Here is an 18,163-nt window from a genome sequence, read left to right on the forward strand (position 1 = left end):
ACCGATCAGAAGGTGATCGACCTGTGCCATAAGGCCAAGTCACCGGCTGGCCTGACCGCCGCCGTCTGCATCTACCCCCGTTTTATCCCTATCGCTCGCAAGACCCTGCGTGAGATCGGCGCTGCCGACGTACGCATTGCGACCGTGACCAACTTCCCGCACGGCAACGACGACATCGAGATCGCCGTGGCCGAAACCCGTGCCGCAGTCGCCTACGGTGCTGACGAAGTGGACGTGGTGTTCCCGTACCGCGCCTTCATGGCTGGTAATGAACAGATCGGTTTTGATCTGGTCAAAGCCTGTAAAGAGGCCTGCGCTGCCAACGTGCTGCTGAAAGTGATCATCGAAACCGGCGAGCTGAAAGAAGAGGCGCTGATCCGTCGCGCTTCCGAAATCTGTATCGATGCCGGTGCCGACTTCATCAAGACCTCCACCGGCAAGGTGCCGGTCAATGCGACCCCAGAAGCGGCACGCATCATGATGGAAGTGATCAAGGCCAAGAATCCGAAAGTTGGCTTCAAGCCTGCTGGTGGTGTGAAAGACGCAGCTGTTGCCGGTCAGTACCTGGCCATGGCCGAAGAGATCCTCGGCAACGACTGGGTATCCGCCCGTACCTTCCGCTTTGGTGCATCCAGCCTGCTGGCCAGTCTGCTGGCCACTCTGGGGCATGGCGACAAGCCAGCCAACACCAGCGGTTACTAATAGGTTGATGAGAGGGCGGACTGCTGTCCGCCCTGTTAGCCCCCACCATGCGGTGTGCGGGCAAGGATTCAGGCTTGTGTAACGCCAGCAATGGCGGAGGGAATGAAAGATGTTTTTGCCTCAAGAAATTATTCGCAAGAAGCGCAACGGTGAAGCGCTCAGTACCCAAGAAATTCAATTCTTCGTTCAGGGCATTACCAACAACACCATCGGCGAGGGGCAGATTGCGGCGCTGGCGATGGCGGTCTACTTCAAAGACATGACCATGGATGAGCGGGTTGCCCTGACCTGCGCCATGCGCGACTCCGGCATGGTGCTGACCTGGGATCACCTCAATCTGGGTGGCCCGATTGTCGACAAGCACTCCACCGGCGGGGTGGGGGACGTTGTCTCCCTGATGCTTGGCCCGATGGTCGCTGCGTGCGGCGGTTTCGTGCCGATGATCTCCGGCCGTGGCCTGGGCCACACCGGTGGTACCCTCGACAAGCTGGACGCCATTCCCGGCTACCAGACCTCGGTCGACAACGATCGTTTCCTGAAAGTGGTGAAAGAGGCGGGTGTCGCCATCATCGGCCAGACCGGCGATCTCGCCCCCGCTGACAAGCGTATCTATGCAGTACGGGACATCACCGCCACCGTCGAATCTGTCGCGATGATCACCGGCTCCATCCTCTCCAAGAAGCTCGCCTCCGGGCTGGAAGCGCTGGTGATGGATGTGAAAGTGGGCTCCGGCGCCTTTATGCCGACTTTTGAAGCCTCCGAAGAGCTGGCCAAGAGCATTGTGGCCGTGGCCAACGGTGCCGGCTGCCGCACCTCTGCGCTCTTGACCGATATGAACCAGGTGCTGGCCTCCAGCGCCGGTAACGCGGTGGAAGTACGTGAAGCGGTGCGTTACCTGACCGGTGAATACCGCAACCCGCGCATCCACGAAGTGACCATGGCGCTGTGTGCCGAGATGCTTATCTCTGCAGGCTTGGCCAGCGACGAGCGCGATGCCCGCGCCAAGCTGCAGGCGGTGCTGGATAACGGCAAGGCGGCCGAGATCTTCGGTCGCATGGTGACTGGTCTCGGTGGCCCGGCCGATTTTATGGAGCGTTACGACGCTTACCTGCCCAAAGCCGCCATCGTGCGCCCGGTCTTCGCGGCCAACAGCGGTTTCGTAACCGCCATGGATACCCGCGAGCTGGGTCTGGCCGTGGTCGCCATGGGCGGTGGTCGCCGCGCTGCCGGTGACAAACTTGATTATGCGGTCGGTCTGACCGACTTTATCCGCCTGGGTCAAAGCGTCGATGCTGACAAGCCGATCGCGATGATCCACGCTCAGACTGAAGATCAATTTATTTTGATTGATCGAATGGTTAAAAACTCAATATTGATAGGTCCACAAAAACCGGAAGATAGAAACAGTGTAATATCTGTAATTCGAAGTTAAGTTTATTTATCATCACTCTCACATTTTTAATGTAGCTACCTGTAGTCAGGGATTAACCATGTTAATCCCTGAGTCAATTTTTACAAATGGTCTTGAGTCTATTCTATCTTCCATGAATAGTTTAATTTAATCCTGTTGATGCAATCTGCTGTTATATTAAAAGATTCAACTTGCTTTTATTTAGAGGTGCTTTTGTGAAAGTTATTTTAGCATTGCTATCCATGATATTCATTGTCGTCTTGTCGATATATACATCCGTCTATATTGTTATCGGCGACACTGATGCTCCAAAAGATAACCTGAAAGTCATTAACTCAGAACATTGGAATGGAAAGGGATTTGAGAACATTGATGAGATGAAGGAGGATGATAGCTCATCGATAGAACGCTTGTATCACCTTCTATTTAATAATAAGGAGGTTAGAACTCCTGAGGAGCCTATTGATTATGGTATTCGCAATGGCAAAGATTTGGTTGCGTTACCATCGTCAGGTTTGAGAGTTACATGGTTTGGGCATTCAAATGTATTATTGGAGTTCAAAAAGAGTCGAGTCCTTATTGACCCGACATGGTCTGAACGAGCATCTCCATTTAAGGCTCTGGGGCCAAAAAGATTTTATTCTCCTTCCATGAGGCTAGATGCGCTACCTCCAGTTGATCTTATCGTTATATCGCATGATCACTATGACCATCTAGACTATGAGGTAGCGAACTACTTTAGAAGTAAAAAAACAAAATGGGTTGTTCCATTAGGAATCAAGAGCATTCTCATGAAATGGGGGGTGCCAGAAGCTCAAGTGATTGAATTTGATTGGTGGGAAGAAAAAGTCATTGATGGGGTGTTTATTGCTTCAACACCGGCACGCCATTACTCTGGCCGTTTATCAAGGTCTAATCACACCTTGTGGTCGAGTTGGGTCATAAAGGATAGTGATAATTCAATCTTTTATAGTGGTGACACGGGGATGCATCGGGAGTTTAACACTATTGGTGAAAAGTATGGCCCATTTGATCTAACATTAATGGAGGCTGGCTCATATAGTGCCATGTGGCATGATACACACCTAGGACCAGAGCAAGCCGTTATAGCTCATAAAATATTGCGAGGAAAATATTTATTACCTGTTCATTGGGCTGCTTACAATATGGCTCCACATGGGTGGTCAGAACCCATAGAACGAGTGATAAATGCTGCTAATAAATTGAATGTGAAGATTTTAACTCCACAACCGGGGACAACAATCGACAAGGCAGATTTTGATAAACATGGCTTTGTATGGCCTATCAAAAAAAATGAAAATAAAGAATATGAACCTGTTTGGTCGAGCAAGGTGAATGACCTTTTGATGGGAGATAAAAAAGTATTGAACCGGGATGCTTTAAAATAACCTGATAGTATTAGGTGGATTATTTCCTAAAAAAGGCAGTGGCTATACGCCCTCATACTAAAAAACAAACTGCATCCCTTGTGGTGGCCCGAGAGAGCCTTATTTAGTTGATGGATATATCCACAAATGGGTGTGTCAGGAGTGCCGAATAGCTAGAGACGGATATCCGGATGTAGGGCTGAAAAGGGAAGATGTGTGCGCAGGAACGTCATCTTTGCGAGATAGCAAAAAGGCACCCGAGGGTGCCTTTTCACAATCTGAGTGGCTTGCCTATCAGGCAGCGGCTTTCAGCTGTACTGCGGCGGCTTTCTTGTGATCGCCGATCGGCATCACGGTGCGGCCGAACTGCTCGTTGATCACGGTGGCCATGGCCAGGTAGATGGCGCTGGCGCCACAGATGATGCCTTCGAAACCGGCGATGGTGCCGATCAGGGTGCTGCCGGTGAAGTCACGGGCGGCCAGAAGGAAGAACAGCACGGTCAGGGAGGCGAACACGAACTGCTTGGCGCGCGGGTAGTTGATGGTGCCAACCAGCATGAACAGGGTGAACATGCCCCACATCAGCAGATACCAACCCATGTAGGCGTGCGGAGTCGCTTCGGCCAGACCCATGGTCGGCATGACGAGCAGGACAACCAAGCTCAGCCAGAACAGGCCGTAGGAGGTGAACGCGGTCACACCGAAGGTGTTGCCACGCTTGTACTCCATGATGCCAGCGATGATCTGGGCGATGCCGCCGTAGCACAGGCCCATGGCCAGGATCATGGCGCTGATGGGGAAGAAACCTGCGTTATGGATGTTCAGCAGGATGGTGGTCATACCGAAACCCATCAGACCCAGAGGGGCAGGGTTGGCCAATTTTTCGCTCACGTGGCGTTCTCCAAAAATAGAGGTGGGGGTTAACAAAAGACGCGCGATTTTAGGCAGGCTGCGGCGTGCCCGCAAGGGGGCAAGGGGGATAAATCGTAAAAAAACTACGTGATTATTTGCATCAGAGGCCAAATGCTCACCAAGGCAGGCTGTTTGGTGAGCAAAAGGTGTCAAAATAGTTGAGGGGGTGTATTTTTATTACGCTTTTTACGAAGTGCGGCGGCGTCACTGATCCAGTGTCAGGACCACTTTGGCTTCCTTGTCCTCTTCCTTGACCTGGCTGTCGAGCACGAACAGCCGCTCCGGGGCGATCCCCTGGCTGTCGACCAGAAACTCCTTGGTATTTTGCGCCCGACGCATGGCGAGATTGCGCAGGGATTTGGCGGTGATGAGCTGCTGATCCCGCAGCAGGATCACCGCCTGGGCCCGCAGTGCCGCGCTCTCTTCATCCAGATGGAGGCGGTCCGCCAGATCATCCAGATCTTCGCCAAAGCGCTCTTCATAGGCCTGGGCCAGCGCCTCTTGCAGGGCTGAGTCCTGTTCCAGCAGGTCGAGATCCGCCTGATTGCCGGTGAGCTTGGCCAGTACCCGCTCCAGCTTTTGCCGTTGCAGGATGGGGCGCTCCTCGTTGAAGTTGACCTTGCCGCGAATGTTCATGCTGAGCTTGGGTCTATCCTTGAGGGCCTGCGCCAGCTTGACCAGTTTCTCCTGCTGGGTGGGGGTGAGATCGGGATCCCCTGGCAGGAAGGGAAGTTCGTCGAGATCTTCGGTGCCATCGGCCAGCGAGGCGAGCAGCGAGAAGGGGGAGGTGATCGCCTTGCTCAGGGTATTGCCCAGCACATCCCAGAAAATATTGCCGATGCTGAAGTCCGGTTGATCGAGATCGCCCTTCACCTTGAGGTTCATCTGTATCACCCCGTTGGCATCGCTTAGCAGGGCGATGGCTAGCCCCAGCGGCAGATCCTTGGCCTGATCGCTCTTGATCTTCTCGCCCAGTTGCAGCTTCTTGATGGTGATGTCGTTATCCCCCTCCAGCCGATTGCCCTCCAGCTTGTAGTGCAGCTTCATGGAGAGCTGCCCCTTGTCGATGGCATAACCGGCATAGGTGCCCGAATAGGGGGTGAAGGTGGTGAGCTCCAAATTGTGGAAAGCGACCGCGATGTCGAGGATCGGGTTGGCCACCAGCAGGTTGGTACCGCCGCGAATGGTCACTGGCGCATAGCGATCCACCTTGCCGTTGAAGGCGAGATCGGAGCGTTGCCCCGGAATATTGCTGATATGGCGACTTTGGCCGCCCAGCGAGGCGATATCGGCCACAAAATCTTGGCTCAGGCTGCGATCGGCAAAGCGCAGGTTGCCCTGCTCGGTGCGCAGCTGGTCGATGGTGAAACGAAAGTCGGGAGCCTTGCTGCCTGCCTTTGCTTCAGTACTTTTTGCTGCCGCTGGTTGCGGCAACAGCAGCTGTTGCAGGTTGGTGGTGCCATCTTCGTTGATCTCGATGCGGGCGAAGGGCTTGTTCAGAGCAATGTCCTTGATCCGCATCTGCTGGCTGATGCCGTCGTACGTCAGACCGGTGAGAGCCAGGGTGTTGAACTCCAGCAGCCGCTGATTGTCTGCCCGATCGACTACTTTGAGCCCGTTGATATCGAGCCCCCCTTGCAGGGTCAGCTTGCTCAGATCTCCCTGGGCGGTGGTGGCGAGATCAAGTCTGGTCTTGCTGCTCAGCAGCCCGTTTTGCACCTTGATGCGTACCAGATCGGCCAGATAGGGCTGTGCCAGCGTCAGGGGCAGCCCCTGCTGGTTGATGTCGCCGCTTAAGGTGAAAGGAGTCAGGGTCAGTTGGCCATCAAAGGCGAGGGGGCTGCTCTGGTTGAACTGGGTGGCCAGAGTCAGTTTGCTCGGTTGCTCCCCCTTGCTGCCCAGTGGCCCCAGCGCCAGCTTGAGGCCGGAGAGCTGGCGTGCCTGCGGTTTGCCGCTGCTCGATTCGGTGAGAGTCAGCTCGCCCTTGTCGATAAGGATCTGCTTGATCTGCCACTGCCAGGGTTTGTCTGGCGCATGTTTCTTGCCGTTACCTGCTGTCTTTGCTTGTTGTGCCGACTTGGGCGCCGCATTGTTGGCCACCTCTTTTGCGGCGTGGGCCCCTTTGACGGGCTTGGCGGGGGCCTGTTCAATCAGCAAGTCAGCCAGATCCAGCTCCTGCTGTGGGTTGAGGGTGGCCTTGAGCAGGGGCTGTTGCAGGGTCACCTTGCCGATCTGGAGCGACTGTTTCTGGCCATCGACTGCCAGCTCGCTAAGGGCCAACTGGCCGAAGCGGGCAAATTCGTCGCCCTTGTGTTTTTTAAGCTGCCAGTTGTCCAGCGTCAGCTTGCCTTTGGACAATTGCCACAGCACCCCTTGCTTGCCCTCTTTAAGCTGGTATTCCACCTCTGCATTGGCGTGGCCCTTGGCCAGATCCAGCTTGAGATAGGGTGCCCATAGCTGGGCGAAGGGTTTCAGCTCGACCTGCTTGAGGCTCACCTTACCCTGACCCATGCCGCTCATCACATCGAGTTTGCCGTGGGCAGCGAGGCTGCTTTTGCCGTTGATGGCGGCGCTCAGCTGATAGGCGGTCGGGTGATTTGCCTCGGTGCGAAGGTTATCGAGCTTGAGGGTCATTTTCTCCAGATTGAGAGGCGGCAACCAGCCGGGTTCGCTCTCCTTGCGTTGATCCTGATAGCGCACATGGCCGTCAGTGACATTGACGCTGGCAATATCGATCAGCAGCGGGGCGCTGGCTGTTTCGGGCTCGGGCGCAGGGGTGAGCAGGGTGGCCAGCGCATCGGTCAGATTGAGTCGAACATCCCCCTTTTTGTCTGTCAGCCGTTGCAGCAGCACCGCGGGTTTGGTCAGGGTGACGGCGGAAAGCACGACCCCTTTCTGCTGCCAGCTGGCTTGCAGGTCGGGGGTGATAAAGAGCTGCTCAAAACCGATGATGGGCTGCTGCTTGGCATCGAGTAGGGCAGTCGCGCCGACGGTGAGAGAAGGGTTGCGCAGCCCTACGTCAATCTCCCCCAGCGTCAGTTGCAGACCATAGTGCTCGGCCAGCCAGCCGGGCAGATAGCGCTGGATCAGACGGGGGGTTTGCCACAGCAGCAGGGTGATCAGGATAAGAAGCAGCAGGAAAGCGTAGGCAAGGTAGCGCAGCAAGCGGAGCTTGGGGGACGCGGGCTCGGTGGTGTTCATTTGGTGCACTCCCATTTGGTTCCCGCCATGGTACAGAAAAGCTGGATAGTAATCATGGGGTTGCGTGCTGTTGTACGCCGTACTTTGTCCAAAGGCGATCCAGTTCACCCTTTTGTTGCAGCGCTGCCAGCCACTGTTCCAGCTGGGCAGGGGTAATGGGGGCCTCAGGGTGAAGGATGGCGCGGTGTTGATACTGTTGATCCCATTTTTGCGAGATCAGCAGCTGGTTGGCTGTGTCGGGATTGGCCTGCAGATACTGGTTAAGGTACGAAACGTTGAGAATGGCTACCTCGCCGCGCCCTTTGAGTAGCGCTTGCAGGGCGCTGACGTTGTCTTTGATCAGGGTGATATTGAGCTTGCGCTGCAGGTAGAGAGGATCGGCATTGAACTGGCCGACGCCGTAGTGATAGCCGGTCACCCCGATGAGGTGATGGCTGGCCGGATCGTCAAAAAAGCGCTGATCCCGGCCCGCTTTGTTCAGGGCCACATAGACCTCGCCACCACCGAGGAAGGGGGTTGTCATCTTGAATTTATCGGTGTCCCAGCCCCACTTGCTGTCTTCAAACAGCATCAGCGAGAAACGGCCCAGATCGAGCGCCTTGTAACGGTTGGCGGCCGAGGTGGGAACAAACACGAATCTTACCTCTTGCTGGATCTCGTTTAGCTTGGCGATGAGATCCAGCGTCAGCCCTTCATAGCGGGAATCGGGGAGTTTGACCACAAAGGGGGCATAGGGGTATCCGCCAACCTTGATGAGGGGATGGCTCCAGCCAGAGAGGCTGAACAAGAGCAAAAACCAGCACCAATATCTCATGGGATCCCCAAGGCAATAGCTTGCTCCCAGATTCGGTTAATCTGCGCCAGTTTTCAAGCTGTTAAGGGAATTAACACAGCGCTGTTCGGCGGCTTCCAGCTCGGCCATCACCATCTGAATATCCTCCAGTTGTTGGCGCAGTACGCCGCGTTTTGTCTCGATCAGCTGGATCATGGAGTGAAGCTGGGTTTTGCTCGATTTGTCGGTGTCGTACATATCGAACAGCTCGCGGATCTCGGCCAGGCTAAACCCCAGCCGTTTGCCGCGCAGAGTCAACTTGAGCCGGATCTTGTCCCGGTGGCTGTAGATGCGGGTTTGCCCCTCCCGCAGCGGGGTGAGCAGCCCCTCATCCTCGTAGTAGCGGATGGTGCGCGGCGTGACATCGAACTCGTGGGCCAGCTCCGAAATGCTGTAGGTGATCTCCTTGCCGGGCAGGGAACGGGACATGGTCATGACTCCTGTTGCTGGGAGTGTGGCTGGCAGAGGCGGGCACGCAGCCGCTCGGCATTGGCGTGCAGGGCCTGACCGACCCGTGAGCCGTTGGGGCGGCCGAGCTGCTCGCTGACCCACTGGCCGGTAGCCGCCAGTTTGTCGAGATCCACCCCGGTCGTCATGCCTAGGCCGTGCAGCAGGTAGACCACCTCTTCTGACGCCACATTGCCGGAGGCGCCCGGCGCATAGGGGCAGCCGCCAAGCCCCGCCACCGAGCAGTCGATGGTGCGAATGCCGCGCTCCAGCGCGGGTAGCAGGTTGGCCAAGCCCTGACCGTAGGTGTCATGAAAATGGACCGCGAGTCGCCCCGCCGGGATCTCGTGCAGCACTGCATCCAGCATGGGAGCCACCGTGCCCGGGGTGCCGACGCCGATGGTGTCCCCCAGCGAAATTTCGTGGCAACCGAGATCCAGCAACTGCTCGGCCATGGCGGCGACCCGTTTTGGGCGGGTCGGGCCATCAAACGGGCAGGCGATCACGGTGGATAGATAGCCGCGCACCTTGATGCCGAGGCGGCGTGCCTCCTGCACCAGCGGGGCGAAGCGCACCAGCGACTCCTCCACACTGATACCGATATTGGCGCGGGTAAAACCGTCGGAGCAGGCGGTAAAGAGGCCAATCTCGTCGGCACGGGCGGCAATGGCAGCCTGCAAGCCTTGCAGATTGGGCACCAGGGCACCGTAACGGGTTGAGCCCTTGCGCGGCAGTGCCTCGAACAGCGCTGCGGAGTCCGCCATCTGCGGCACCTTTTTCGCAGAGACGAAGGCGCCGACCTCGATGCGCTGCAGACCGCTGTCGGCCAGTTGCTGGATCAGCTCCAGCCGCTGGATCAGTGTCAGCGGGTTGGTTTCATTTTGCAGGCCATCGCGCGGCCCCATCTCCACCAGACTGACCTTGTCATCCGGCATGGCTGCTCCTCTGTTCATGATCTACTCGCTTGTTGGTTGATGGCGTTCTCCTCTAGGGCGGCATCGGCAAAGCGCACCAGCACGGCCCCTTGGCTCACCTGATCACCCTGTTTGCAATGCAGGGCTTCAATTACCCCGTTCCGCTCTGCACGTAGCTGGTGTTCCATCTTCATCGCTTCCAGCACCAGCAGGGGTTGCCCCTTGTTGACTGCTTGTCCCTGCTCGACCAGCACCGCGGCTACGATGCCATGCATAGGGGCGATGGCGCCCTGCGCCTTCTCGTTTACCTGATCATGGTGGTGATTGTGCAGCTGATCATCAGCCGCGAAGCGGATGCGCTGGCCCCCCAGGGTCATGATGAAGGTTGCCTCCGAGCCTGCGACCGTCTGAATGGGGATCTGCTGCCAGCAGCCACCCTGTTGTAGCCGGATATGATCGTTACCTCTCTGGTAGCAACGGGTCTCCCCTTGCCACTCAAACTGGCCGTCATGATCGTTAAGGGTCAATACCCGGCGCTCATCGCCGATCCGTACCGCCGCTGTCCAGCAGCGATCCGGCCCCAGCCGAAATCCACAGGCTTGCTGCCAGGGGGAGGTGCCCGCAGGGCGGCTCGCCAGCCAGAGGGTGGCCAGCGGCCAGGTGAGCTCAGGAATGGGCTGTGCTGTGGTGGGAATGGGCCACTGGGTATGGTGGCCCATGGCCAGGACGTCAGGCTCTTCACAAAGGCGCAGCAAGAGCGCGCCGTTGTGCACCAGCGGCCCGAGATCCAGTGCCGCCAGCGCATCTGCCAGTTTGGCGAACGCCTCGGCGCGGTTCTGGCCGTGGGCGATCAGCTTGGCGATCATGGGATCGTAATAGGGACTCACCTCATCGCCAGCGGTAACGCCGGTGTCGATGCGCACGCCAACGGGCCAGTGGAGCCAGTGGATAGGCCCGCTGGCGGGCAGAAAACCGGCCGCCACATCCTCGGCGTAGAGGCGCGCCTCCACTGCATGGCCGCGCAGCACCACTTCCTCCTGGGTGAGTGGTAGCGGCTTGCCTTCTGCCACGGCCAGTTGCCAGGCCACCAGATCCTGCCCGGTCACCGCTTCGGTGACCGGATGCTCCACCTGCAGCCGGGTGTTCATCTCCATAAAGAAGAACGCATCCTTGCAGAGCAGGAACTCGATGGTGCCAGCCCCCTGATAATGGATGGCTTTGGCTGCGGCCACGGCCGCATCCCCCATGGCGCGACGCAAAGCCGGAGGGATGTCGGGGGCGGGCGCCTCTTCGATAACTTTCTGATGGCGTCGCTGCAAGGAGCAGTCCCTGTCCCCCAGATAGATGGCGTTGCCGAGGCTATCGGCAAAGACCTGCACCTCCACGTGGCGAGCCCGGGGTAGATAGCGCTCCAGCAGCACCAGATCGTTACCAAAGGCGGCCTTGGCTTCACGTTTGACTGCCGCCAGCGACTCGTCAAAGTCAGCCAGCTGATCGACCCGACGCATCCCCTTGCCACCGCCGCCACTGGCTGCCTTGATAAGTAGCGGGAAGCCAATCTGGCTCGCCTGATCGCGCAAGAAGTCCGGTCGTTGATCCGTGCCGTGATAGCCGGGCAGCACAGGTACGCCGGCAGCCTGCATCAGCGCCTTGGCGCCCGATTTGTCGCCCATGGCGAGAATGGCGGCGCCGCTTGGGCCGACAAAGCGCAGGCCGCGCTGTTCGCAGGCGGTGGCAAAATCGCTGTTTTCAGACAGAAAACCGTAGCCAGGGTGGATGGCATCGGCGCGGGCCTCTTTGGCAATCTTCAGCATCTTGCCGGTGTCGAGATAGCTCTCTCTGGCCGGAGCGGGCCCCAGATGCCAGGCCTCATCGGCCAGGCGGGTGTGCATGGCGTGGGCGTCGGCATCGGAGTAGAGGGCGATGGTGTGAATGCCGAGGCGTTTCGCCGTCTTGATGATGCGCACGGCGATTTCGCCACGATTGGCAATCAGCAGGCGTTTAATCTGAGTGTGATGGGTCATGTCTCATCCTTGAAACGGGGACGCCAGGCGGGAGGGCGTTTGTCGAAGAAGGCCTGCATCCCCTCCTGGGCTTCGAGTCCCATCCGAACCCGGGCAATGGTCTCGACAGTTTTCTCTTCGTGCAGGCGGGAAGGATGGGCTTCTATCGCCGCCAGCAGCCGTTTGGTCTCTTTCATTGCCTCCGGCCCGTTGCGGCACAGACGAAGAGCCTGCGCCCGCCCCTCCGCCAGCAGTTGATCCGGTTTGCAGAGTTGGTGTGCCACATTGAGCCGACAGGCGGTAATGGCATCGAACGGTTCGGCACTGAGCATGTAGCGGCGCGCCTGACGCATTCCCATGGCGCGTACCACGTAGGGGCTGATCACCGCAGGCAATAGCCCGAGGCTCACCTCTGAGAGGCAGAAGCGGGCATCGTCGCTGGCCAGCACCAGATCGCAGGCGCAGATGAGGCCCAGCGCCCCGCCATAGGCGGCCCCTTGCACCAGCGCCACCGTAGGGAAGGGAAGCTCATCGAGGGTCTGCATCAGCCGCGCCAGTACCCGGGCGTCTTCGCGATTGTGCTCGAAATCGGCGTGGGCCAGATTGCGCATCCAGTTGAGATCGGCGCCCGCGCAAAAATGTTTGCCCTCTGCCCGCAGCAGCAGGGCGTGGGGGCGTTCGGCAAGATCATGACCATGGAGATGGGCCAGATCATCGAGGCAGTCGAGCAGCCCCAGCATCAGGTCGGCATCAAAGGCGTTGTGGCGGGCCGGGCGCGACAGCACCAGCTCGGCCAGCGGGCCGTGCCGCTCCAGCCGAAACGGGTTCTGGGAGGAAGTAAGTGGATCTGACATCGTTTTGCTCCTTACATCCGGAAGATGCCGTACTGCTCGGGTTCAATGTGGGCACCCTGACAGGCGGCGAGCGCCAGCGCCAGCACGGTGCGGCTCTGGGCTGGGTCAATGACGCCATCATCCCAGAGGCGGGCGCTGGCGTAGTAGGGGTGACCCTGCCGCTCATACTGCTCGATCACCGGGGCACGGATGGCGGCCGCCTCCTGCTCGCTCAAATGTTTGCCCTCGGCCGCCAGCTTGTCCCGACGCACCTGCACCAGCACTCCGGCAGCTTGCTCGCCGCCCATGACAGAGATGCGGCTGTTGGGCCAGCTAAAGAGAAAATCGGGTTCATAGGCGCGGCCGCACATGCCGTAGTTGCCGGCACCAAAGCTGCCGCCGACGATCAGGGTGATCTTGGGCACCCGGCTGCAGGCCACCGCGGTGACCAGCTTGGCGCCATGCTTGGCGATCCCCTCTTTTTCCGCGCTACTCCCCACCATAAAACCGGTGATGTTCTGCAAAAAGAGCAGCGGGATAGAGCGGCGGTTACAGAGCTGGATAAAGTGAGCCCCCTTCTGGGCACTGTCGCTGTGCAGCACGCCGTTGTTGGCGAGGATCCCCACTTCCATGCCGCAAATACGGGCAAAGCCGGTCACCAGTGTGGTGCCGAACAGCGCCTTGAATTCGTCAAAATCAGAGCCATCCACCAGTCGGGCGATCAGTTCGCGGGCGTCGTAAGGGCGTTTGAGGCTGGTGCCCACCAGACCGTAGAGCTCCTCGATCGGGTAACAGGGAGTGGGGTAGGCTGGCTCATCGTAACTTGTGCTGCCCGATGCCAAACCCGAGAGCGGATCATGGTCACTGCCCAGATGGGTGAGCAGGGTACGGGCGATGGCTAGCGCGTGGGCATCGTCACGGGCCATATGATCCGCCACCCCGGAGTGGGCGCAGTGCACCTCGGCGCCGCCCAGTGCCTCGGCGCTGATCTCCTCACCGGTGGCGGCCTTGACCAGCGGCGGGCCGGCCAGAAAGATGGTGGCCTGCTCCCTGACCATGATCGACTCGTCCGCCATGGCGGGCACGTAGGCGCCGCCTGCGGTGCAGAGCCCCATCACCACCGCCAGCTGGGGGATGTTCTGGGCCGACATGCGGGCCTGGTTGTAGAAGATGCGACCAAAGTGATCCCGGTCGGGGAACACCTCATCCTGCATCGGCAGAAAGGCGCCGCCGGAATCCACCAGATAGAGGCAGGGGAGGCGCAGCCGCTCGGCGATGGCCTGGGCGCGCAGGTGCTTTTTCACCGTGAGCGGGTAGTAGGTGCCGCCCTTCACGGTGGCGTCGTTCACCACCAACATACAGAGCCTGCCCGAGACCCGGCCGATGCCGGTGATGATGCCGGCGGCGGGCACCGGCTCGTCATAGACCTGCCAGCCAGCCAGCGCCGACAGTTCGAGAAACGGGGAGCCCGGGTCCAGCAGCTGATTGATGCGCTCGCGGGGCAGCAGCTTGCCACGGGCCTGATGGCGGGCGTTGTTGGCCGCGCCGCCTCCTTGGGCGATCTCGGCAATGCGGGCATGGAGATCGTCGACCAGCCCCTGCATGGCGGATTTATTGGCCGCATATTCCGGGCTCGCCGTGTCGAGGCGGGAGTGGATACGACTCATGCATTTTCTCCCATCAGCTCGCGACCGATGAGCCAGCGGCGGATCTCCGAGGTACCGGCGCCTATCTCGTAGAGTTTGGCGTCCCGCAGCAGGCGGCCGGTGGGGTATTCGTTGATGTAGCCGTTGCCGCCGAGCAACTGGATGGCATCGAGCGCCATCTGGGTGGCATTTTCGGCGGCAAACAGGATGGCGGCGGCGCAATCCTTGCGGCTGGTGCGGCCCTGATCGCAGGCGCTCGCCACCGAGTAGACCAGTGCCCGGCTGCTGGCGAGGCGGGTATACATATCGGCGAGCTTGCCCTGCACCAGCTGAAACTCGCCGATGGCCTGGCCGAACTGTTTGCGCTCACGCACATAGGGCAGCACCACGTCCATGCAGGCCTGCATGATGCCAAGGGGGCCGGCCGCCAGTACCACCCGCTCGTAATCGAGCCCGCTCATCAACACCTTGACCCCGCCGTGCAAGGGGCCCAGCAAGTTCTCCTGCGGTACCCGGCAGTTGTCGAACACTAGCTCGCAGGTGCTGGATCCGCGCATTCCCAGCTTGTCGAGCTTCTGGGCGGTAGAAAAACCGGGAGTCCCCGCCTCGACAATAAAGGCGGAAATTCCTTTGGGACCGGCAGCGGGATCGGTCTTGGCATAGATGACGAAGGTGTCGGCATCGGGCCCGTTGGTGATCCACATCTTGTTGCCGTTGAGCACGAAGTGATCCCCCTCGCGCACTGCGGTGAGGCGCATGCTGACCACATCGGAGCCTGCGCCCGGCTCGCTCATGGCCAGCGCCCCCACATGCTCGCCGCTCACCAGCGGGGGCAGGTAGCGCGCTTTCTGCTCCGGTGTGCCGTGGCGGTGGATCTGGTTGATGCAGAGATTGGAGTGGGCGCCGTAGGAGAGGCCGACCGAGGCGCTGGCGCGGCTCACCTGCTCCATCACCAGCACGTGGGCCAGATAGCCGAGGTTCACCCCGTCATACTCCTCCGCCACCGTGATGCCGTGCAGCCCCAGTTCACCCATCCGGGGCCAGAGATCACGGGGAAAGGTGTTGCTCTGATCGATCTCGCTGGCGCGCGGGGCGATCACTTTCTGGCAGAAAGCCGCAACCTGTTCGGTCAGGGCATTCAGGGTCTCATCCATCTGCATCCATGCTCTCCTTGCGGATATGACAGTCGGGTAGGAAGGTTGGTTCGACCTGCTAACCTAGCTTCACGGTTGGCAGTGGTCGGTCCATTTTTGTACTTCACTTCTGCCACAAGTTTACGTTAGCGTAAACGTAAATCAATTGTTAATCTGTTGTGTGTCGATTGAGAGGTGGTAGTGAGAGCGTCATCAGCTACCACGACAACAACGCCATAGTGGCAGATCCGAATGACCAGTGTGTGGGCGCCGCGTCATAAAGCACTAATGCGGGAAAATAAGCGCGGGGCAACAAGGGAGTGAACGACAAGATGGATTTTACCCTGACTGATGATCAACAGGCGTATGTGGAGGCGGCCGCCGCCTTTGCCGATGAGGCGCTCAAACCCCATGCCGCGCGCTGGGACAAGGAGCATGAGTTTCCGATCCCGACCATCAAGCAGGCGGCCGAGCTCGGGGTTTGTGGTCTCTATACCCCGGAGCAGTTTGGCGGATTGGGATTGCCTCGTCTCGATGCGAGCCTCATCTTCGAGCGCCTCGCCATGGGCTGTACCTCGACCACGGCTTATCTGACCATTCACAACATGGTGAGCTGGATGCTGGGCAGCTGGCTGCCCAACGAGGTTGCCAAGGAGTGGGTGCCTAAACTGGCCAGTGGCGAGCTGCTGGGCTCCTATTGCCTCACAGAGCCGGGCGCGGGCTCCGATGCGGCGGCCCTCAAGACCCGGGCGGTGCGCGAGGGTGACAATTATCTTATTGAGGGCACCAAGGTCTTTATCTCGGGAGCGGGCAGCAGCGATGTGCTGGTGGTGATGGCCCGTACCGGTGGTGAAGGTGCGAAGGGGATCTCAGCCTTTATGGTGCCGGCTAATGCCCCCGGCGTGAGCTATGGCAAGGCAGAAGAGAAGATGGGCTGGAACAGCCAACCGACCCGGGAGGTTGTTTTCAACGGGGTTCGCATTCCTGCCTGTTATCGGTTGGGCGAAGAGGGGGAAGGATTCAAGTTCGCCATGCAGGCGCTTGATGGGGGGCGCATCAATATTGCCACCTGCTCGGTGGGCACTGCCCAGCAGGCACTGGACGATGCGCTGGCCTATGTGCAGCAGCGCCAGCAATTTGGTCACCCGATCAGCGAATTCCAGAGCGTGCAGTTTCGCCTGGCCGATATGGCGACCGAGCTGGCTGCAGCTCGCCTGCTGGTGCGTCAGGCGGCTGACAAGCTGGATCGCGGAGATCCCGACAAGAGTGCCTGGTGTGCCATGGCCAAGAGGTTTGCCACCGATGTCGGTTATCGGGTGTGCGATGAGGCTCTGCAACTCTTTGGTGGCTATGGTTATACCCGCGACTATCCCCTTGAGCGCTACCTGCGCGATACCCGGGTGCATCGCATTCTGGAGGGAACCAACGAGGTGATGCGACTCATCATCGCTCGTCGGCTGCTGGCCGAGCAGGGGTTGGCGCTAATGTAGTGCTGGATGACACCTCAATGGCGCCAGCTTTGTGAGCCAGTCACAGGTTGGTTCCATGCAACTCTGTCATCATGGCTATTGCTCTACTGACAAGGACAAACGCAATGACAAGGATCAGGCTCGAATACAACGGCCACGTGGCCTACATCACCCTTGACCATCCGCCAGCCAATACCTGGACGCTTGCCAGTCTGCAAGCTTTCTTGCGGATGATGGAGGAGCTCGACAGCCGCCCCGATGTGGTGGCGCTGGTGATCCGCGGGGCTGGCGAGAAGTTCTTCTGCGCTGGTGCCGATCTCAACTTGTTTGCCGATGGCAATGTCGAACAGGCTCGCGATGTGGCCGACGCTTTTGGTCGTGCATTCGAAGCGCTGGCCCGTTTTCACGGCGTCACCATTGCGGCCATCAACGGTTATGCCATGGGGGGTGGGCTGGAAGTGGCGCTGGCCTGTGATATCCGCATCGCCGAGCAGCAGGCGTTGCTGGGACTACCGGAAGCCTCGGTGGGGTTGTTACCCTGCGCGGGGGGGACCCAGCGTCTGACCGAGCTGGTGGGGCCTGGCTGGGCCAAGCGGATGATCCTCTGTGGCGAGAAGGTGAGTGCATCCCTTGCCTATGAGATCGGGCTGGTGGAGGAGGTGGTGAAAACCGGGCAGGCGTGGGAGGCCGCCCATCAGATGGCCCATCTGGTAGAGCGCCGGAGTCCGAGTGCCCTGCGCGCCTGCAAAATGTTGATCAATCAGGGGCGCAGCGGTCCGCGCGATGCGGCATTGCCGCTCGAGCGAAGCCTCTTCCTCGAACTATTTAGTGATGCCAACCAGCGGGAAGGGGTGGCAGCGTTTCTCGAAAAGCGCGCCCCGCACTGGCAGTACCAAAAGCCGGATGGTGCAACCCATGAGTGAGCCAGTAAGTATCGCAACCCATCCAACGGCTGATGGCCACCAGATCGGGGTGTTGACTCTCGACAGCCCTGCGTCTCTCAACGCATTGAGCCTGCCGATGATCCAGATCCTGCAACAGACGCTAACCCGCTGGGAGCAGGATCCCGCCATCGTTTGCGTGCTGCTGCAGGGGGCAGGTGAGAAGGCGTTCTGTGCCGGTGGTGATATTCGCTCCTTCTATTACCGCAAGCAGGAGGTGAGCGGATCGGAACTGTTCGAATATGCCCGCGACTTTTTCGAGCAGGAGTATCGGCTCGATCACCACATCCACTGTTACCGCAAGCCCCTTGTCTGCGTGGCGGACGGTATC

General features: G+C 59.2%; 15 protein-coding genes. 6 read left to right on the top strand and 9 right to left on the bottom strand.

The window, feature by feature from the left end; translation table 11 throughout:
- The 3 genes from deoC to AB5Y82_RS19915 form a co-directional block, all read left to right on the top strand.
- Positions 1 to 702, top strand: a 702-nt coding sequence (gene deoC, locus AB5Y82_RS19905) for a deoxyribose-phosphate aldolase (protein ID WP_368174426.1), incomplete at its 5' end; no start/stop codon positions are given.
- Positions 703 to 811: 109 nt separating this feature from the next.
- A complete protein-coding gene (gene deoA, locus AB5Y82_RS19910; RefSeq protein WP_368174427.1) occupies positions 812 to 2,134 on the top strand; it encodes a thymidine phosphorylase in 1,323 nt (440 codons plus the stop codon).
- A gap of 194 nt (positions 2,135 to 2,328) precedes the next feature.
- Positions 2,329 to 3,522 (top strand): MBL fold metallo-hydrolase, encoded by a 1,194-nt coding sequence (locus AB5Y82_RS19915; RefSeq protein WP_368174428.1) that lies wholly within the window; start codon positions 2,329 to 2,331, stop codon positions 3,520 to 3,522.
- 273 nt (positions 3,523 to 3,795) lie between these two features.
- Here the strand turns inward: AB5Y82_RS19915 and AB5Y82_RS19920 are convergent, their stop codons facing one another.
- The 9 genes from AB5Y82_RS19920 to AB5Y82_RS19960 form a co-directional block, all read right to left on the bottom strand.
- Positions 3,796 to 4,392: a GPR1/FUN34/YaaH family transporter gene (locus AB5Y82_RS19920; protein WP_021230311.1), complete on the bottom strand. Its 597-nt coding sequence runs from the start codon at positions 4,390 to 4,392 to the stop codon at positions 3,796 to 3,798.
- A gap of 225 nt (positions 4,393 to 4,617) precedes the next feature.
- Positions 4,618 to 7,614, bottom strand: coding sequence for a DUF748 domain-containing protein (locus AB5Y82_RS19925; RefSeq protein ID WP_368174429.1), 2,997 nt, complete (start codon positions 7,612 to 7,614; stop codon positions 4,618 to 4,620).
- Between the two features lie 52 nt (positions 7,615 to 7,666).
- Positions 7,667 to 8,428 carry a substrate-binding periplasmic protein gene (locus AB5Y82_RS19930; protein ID WP_368174430.1) on the bottom strand — a complete coding sequence of 254 codons (762 nt, stop codon included), beginning with the start codon at positions 8,426 to 8,428 and terminating at the stop codon, positions 7,667 to 7,669.
- A gap of 36 nt (positions 8,429 to 8,464) precedes the next feature.
- Positions 8,465 to 8,875: a MerR family DNA-binding transcriptional regulator gene (locus AB5Y82_RS19935; protein ID WP_031227613.1), complete on the bottom strand. Its 411-nt coding sequence runs from the start codon at positions 8,873 to 8,875 to the stop codon at positions 8,465 to 8,467.
- 2 nt (positions 8,876 to 8,877) lie between these two features.
- Positions 8,878 to 9,846, bottom strand: a complete 969-nt coding sequence (locus AB5Y82_RS19940; protein WP_368174431.1) for a hydroxymethylglutaryl-CoA lyase — start codon at positions 9,844 to 9,846, stop codon at positions 8,878 to 8,880.
- Positions 9,843 to 11,831 (bottom strand): biotin carboxylase N-terminal domain-containing protein, encoded by a 1,989-nt coding sequence (locus tag AB5Y82_RS19945; protein ID WP_368174432.1) that lies wholly within the window; start codon positions 11,829 to 11,831, stop codon positions 9,843 to 9,845. The genes AB5Y82_RS19940 and AB5Y82_RS19945 overlap by 4 nt, the downstream gene beginning before the upstream one ends.
- Positions 11,828 to 12,664 carry an enoyl-CoA hydratase-related protein gene (locus AB5Y82_RS19950; RefSeq protein WP_111900642.1) on the bottom strand — a complete coding sequence of 279 codons (837 nt, stop codon included), beginning with the start codon at positions 12,662 to 12,664 and terminating at the stop codon, positions 11,828 to 11,830. Before AB5Y82_RS19950 ends, AB5Y82_RS19945 begins: the two co-directional genes overlap by 4 nt.
- Positions 12,665 to 12,675: 11 nt before the next feature.
- The gene (locus AB5Y82_RS19955; RefSeq protein ID WP_323929366.1) at positions 12,676 to 14,310 is read right to left on the bottom strand and encodes a carboxyl transferase domain-containing protein; all 1,635 of its coding nucleotides are present in this window, start codon (positions 14,308 to 14,310) and stop codon (positions 12,676 to 12,678) included.
- The gene (locus AB5Y82_RS19960; protein ID WP_111900644.1) at positions 14,307 to 15,449 is read right to left on the bottom strand and encodes an isovaleryl-CoA dehydrogenase; all 1,143 of its coding nucleotides are present in this window, start codon (positions 15,447 to 15,449) and stop codon (positions 14,307 to 14,309) included. The genes AB5Y82_RS19955 and AB5Y82_RS19960 overlap by 4 nt, the downstream gene beginning before the upstream one ends.
- Positions 15,450 to 15,754: 305 nt before the next feature.
- Between AB5Y82_RS19960 and AB5Y82_RS19965 the strand changes: the two genes are divergently transcribed.
- The 3 genes from AB5Y82_RS19965 to AB5Y82_RS19975 form a co-directional block, all read left to right on the top strand.
- A complete protein-coding gene (locus AB5Y82_RS19965) occupies positions 15,755 to 16,912 on the top strand; it encodes an acyl-CoA dehydrogenase family protein (RefSeq protein ID WP_368174433.1) in 1,158 nt (385 codons plus the stop codon).
- Positions 16,913 to 17,016: 104 nt separating this feature from the next.
- Positions 17,017 to 17,814 (top strand): enoyl-CoA hydratase, encoded by a 798-nt coding sequence (locus tag AB5Y82_RS19970; RefSeq protein WP_111900646.1) that lies wholly within the window; start codon positions 17,017 to 17,019, stop codon positions 17,812 to 17,814.
- The coding region (locus AB5Y82_RS19975) for an enoyl-CoA hydratase/isomerase family protein (protein ID WP_368174434.1) at positions 17,807 to 18,163 on the top strand (357 nt) is incomplete at its 3' end. The genes AB5Y82_RS19970 and AB5Y82_RS19975, both read left to right, overlap by 8 nt.

Origin of the sequence: Aeromonas sp. s13 (genome assembly GCF_040907905.1) — a bacterium.
Taxonomy (GTDB): domain Bacteria; phylum Pseudomonadota; class Gammaproteobacteria; order Enterobacterales; family Aeromonadaceae; genus Aeromonas; species Aeromonas veronii.

Coding starts and splice junctions, on each gene's coding strand:
- deoA (WP_368174427.1), top strand. CDS start 812: ATGTTTTTGCCTCAAGAAATTATTCGCAAGAAGCGCAACGGTGAAGCG.
- AB5Y82_RS19925 (WP_368174429.1), bottom strand. CDS start 7,614: ATGAACACCACCGAGCCCGCGTCCCCCAAGCTCCGCTTGCTGCGCTAC.
- AB5Y82_RS19930 (WP_368174430.1), bottom strand. CDS start 8,428: ATGAGATATTGGTGCTGGTTTTTGCTCTTGTTCAGCCTCTCTGGCTGG.
- AB5Y82_RS19935 (WP_031227613.1), bottom strand. CDS start 8,875: ATGTCCCGTTCCCTGCCCGGCAAGGAGATCACCTACAGCATTTCGGAG.
- AB5Y82_RS19940 (WP_368174431.1), bottom strand. CDS start 9,846: ATGAACAGAGGAGCAGCCATGCCGGATGACAAGGTCAGTCTGGTGGAG.
- AB5Y82_RS19945 (WP_368174432.1), bottom strand. CDS start 11,831: ATGACCCATCACACTCAGATTAAACGCCTGCTGATTGCCAATCGTGGC.
- AB5Y82_RS19950 (WP_111900642.1), bottom strand. CDS start 12,664: ATGTCAGATCCACTTACTTCCTCCCAGAACCCGTTTCGGCTGGAGCGG.
- AB5Y82_RS19955 (WP_323929366.1), bottom strand. CDS start 14,310: ATGAGTCGTATCCACTCCCGCCTCGACACGGCGAGCCCGGAATATGCG.
- AB5Y82_RS19960 (WP_111900644.1), bottom strand. CDS start 15,449: ATGCAGATGGATGAGACCCTGAATGCCCTGACCGAACAGGTTGCGGCT.
- AB5Y82_RS19965 (WP_368174433.1), top strand. CDS start 15,755: ATGGATTTTACCCTGACTGATGATCAACAGGCGTATGTGGAGGCGGCC.
- AB5Y82_RS19970 (WP_111900646.1), top strand. CDS start 17,017: ATGACAAGGATCAGGCTCGAATACAACGGCCACGTGGCCTACATCACC.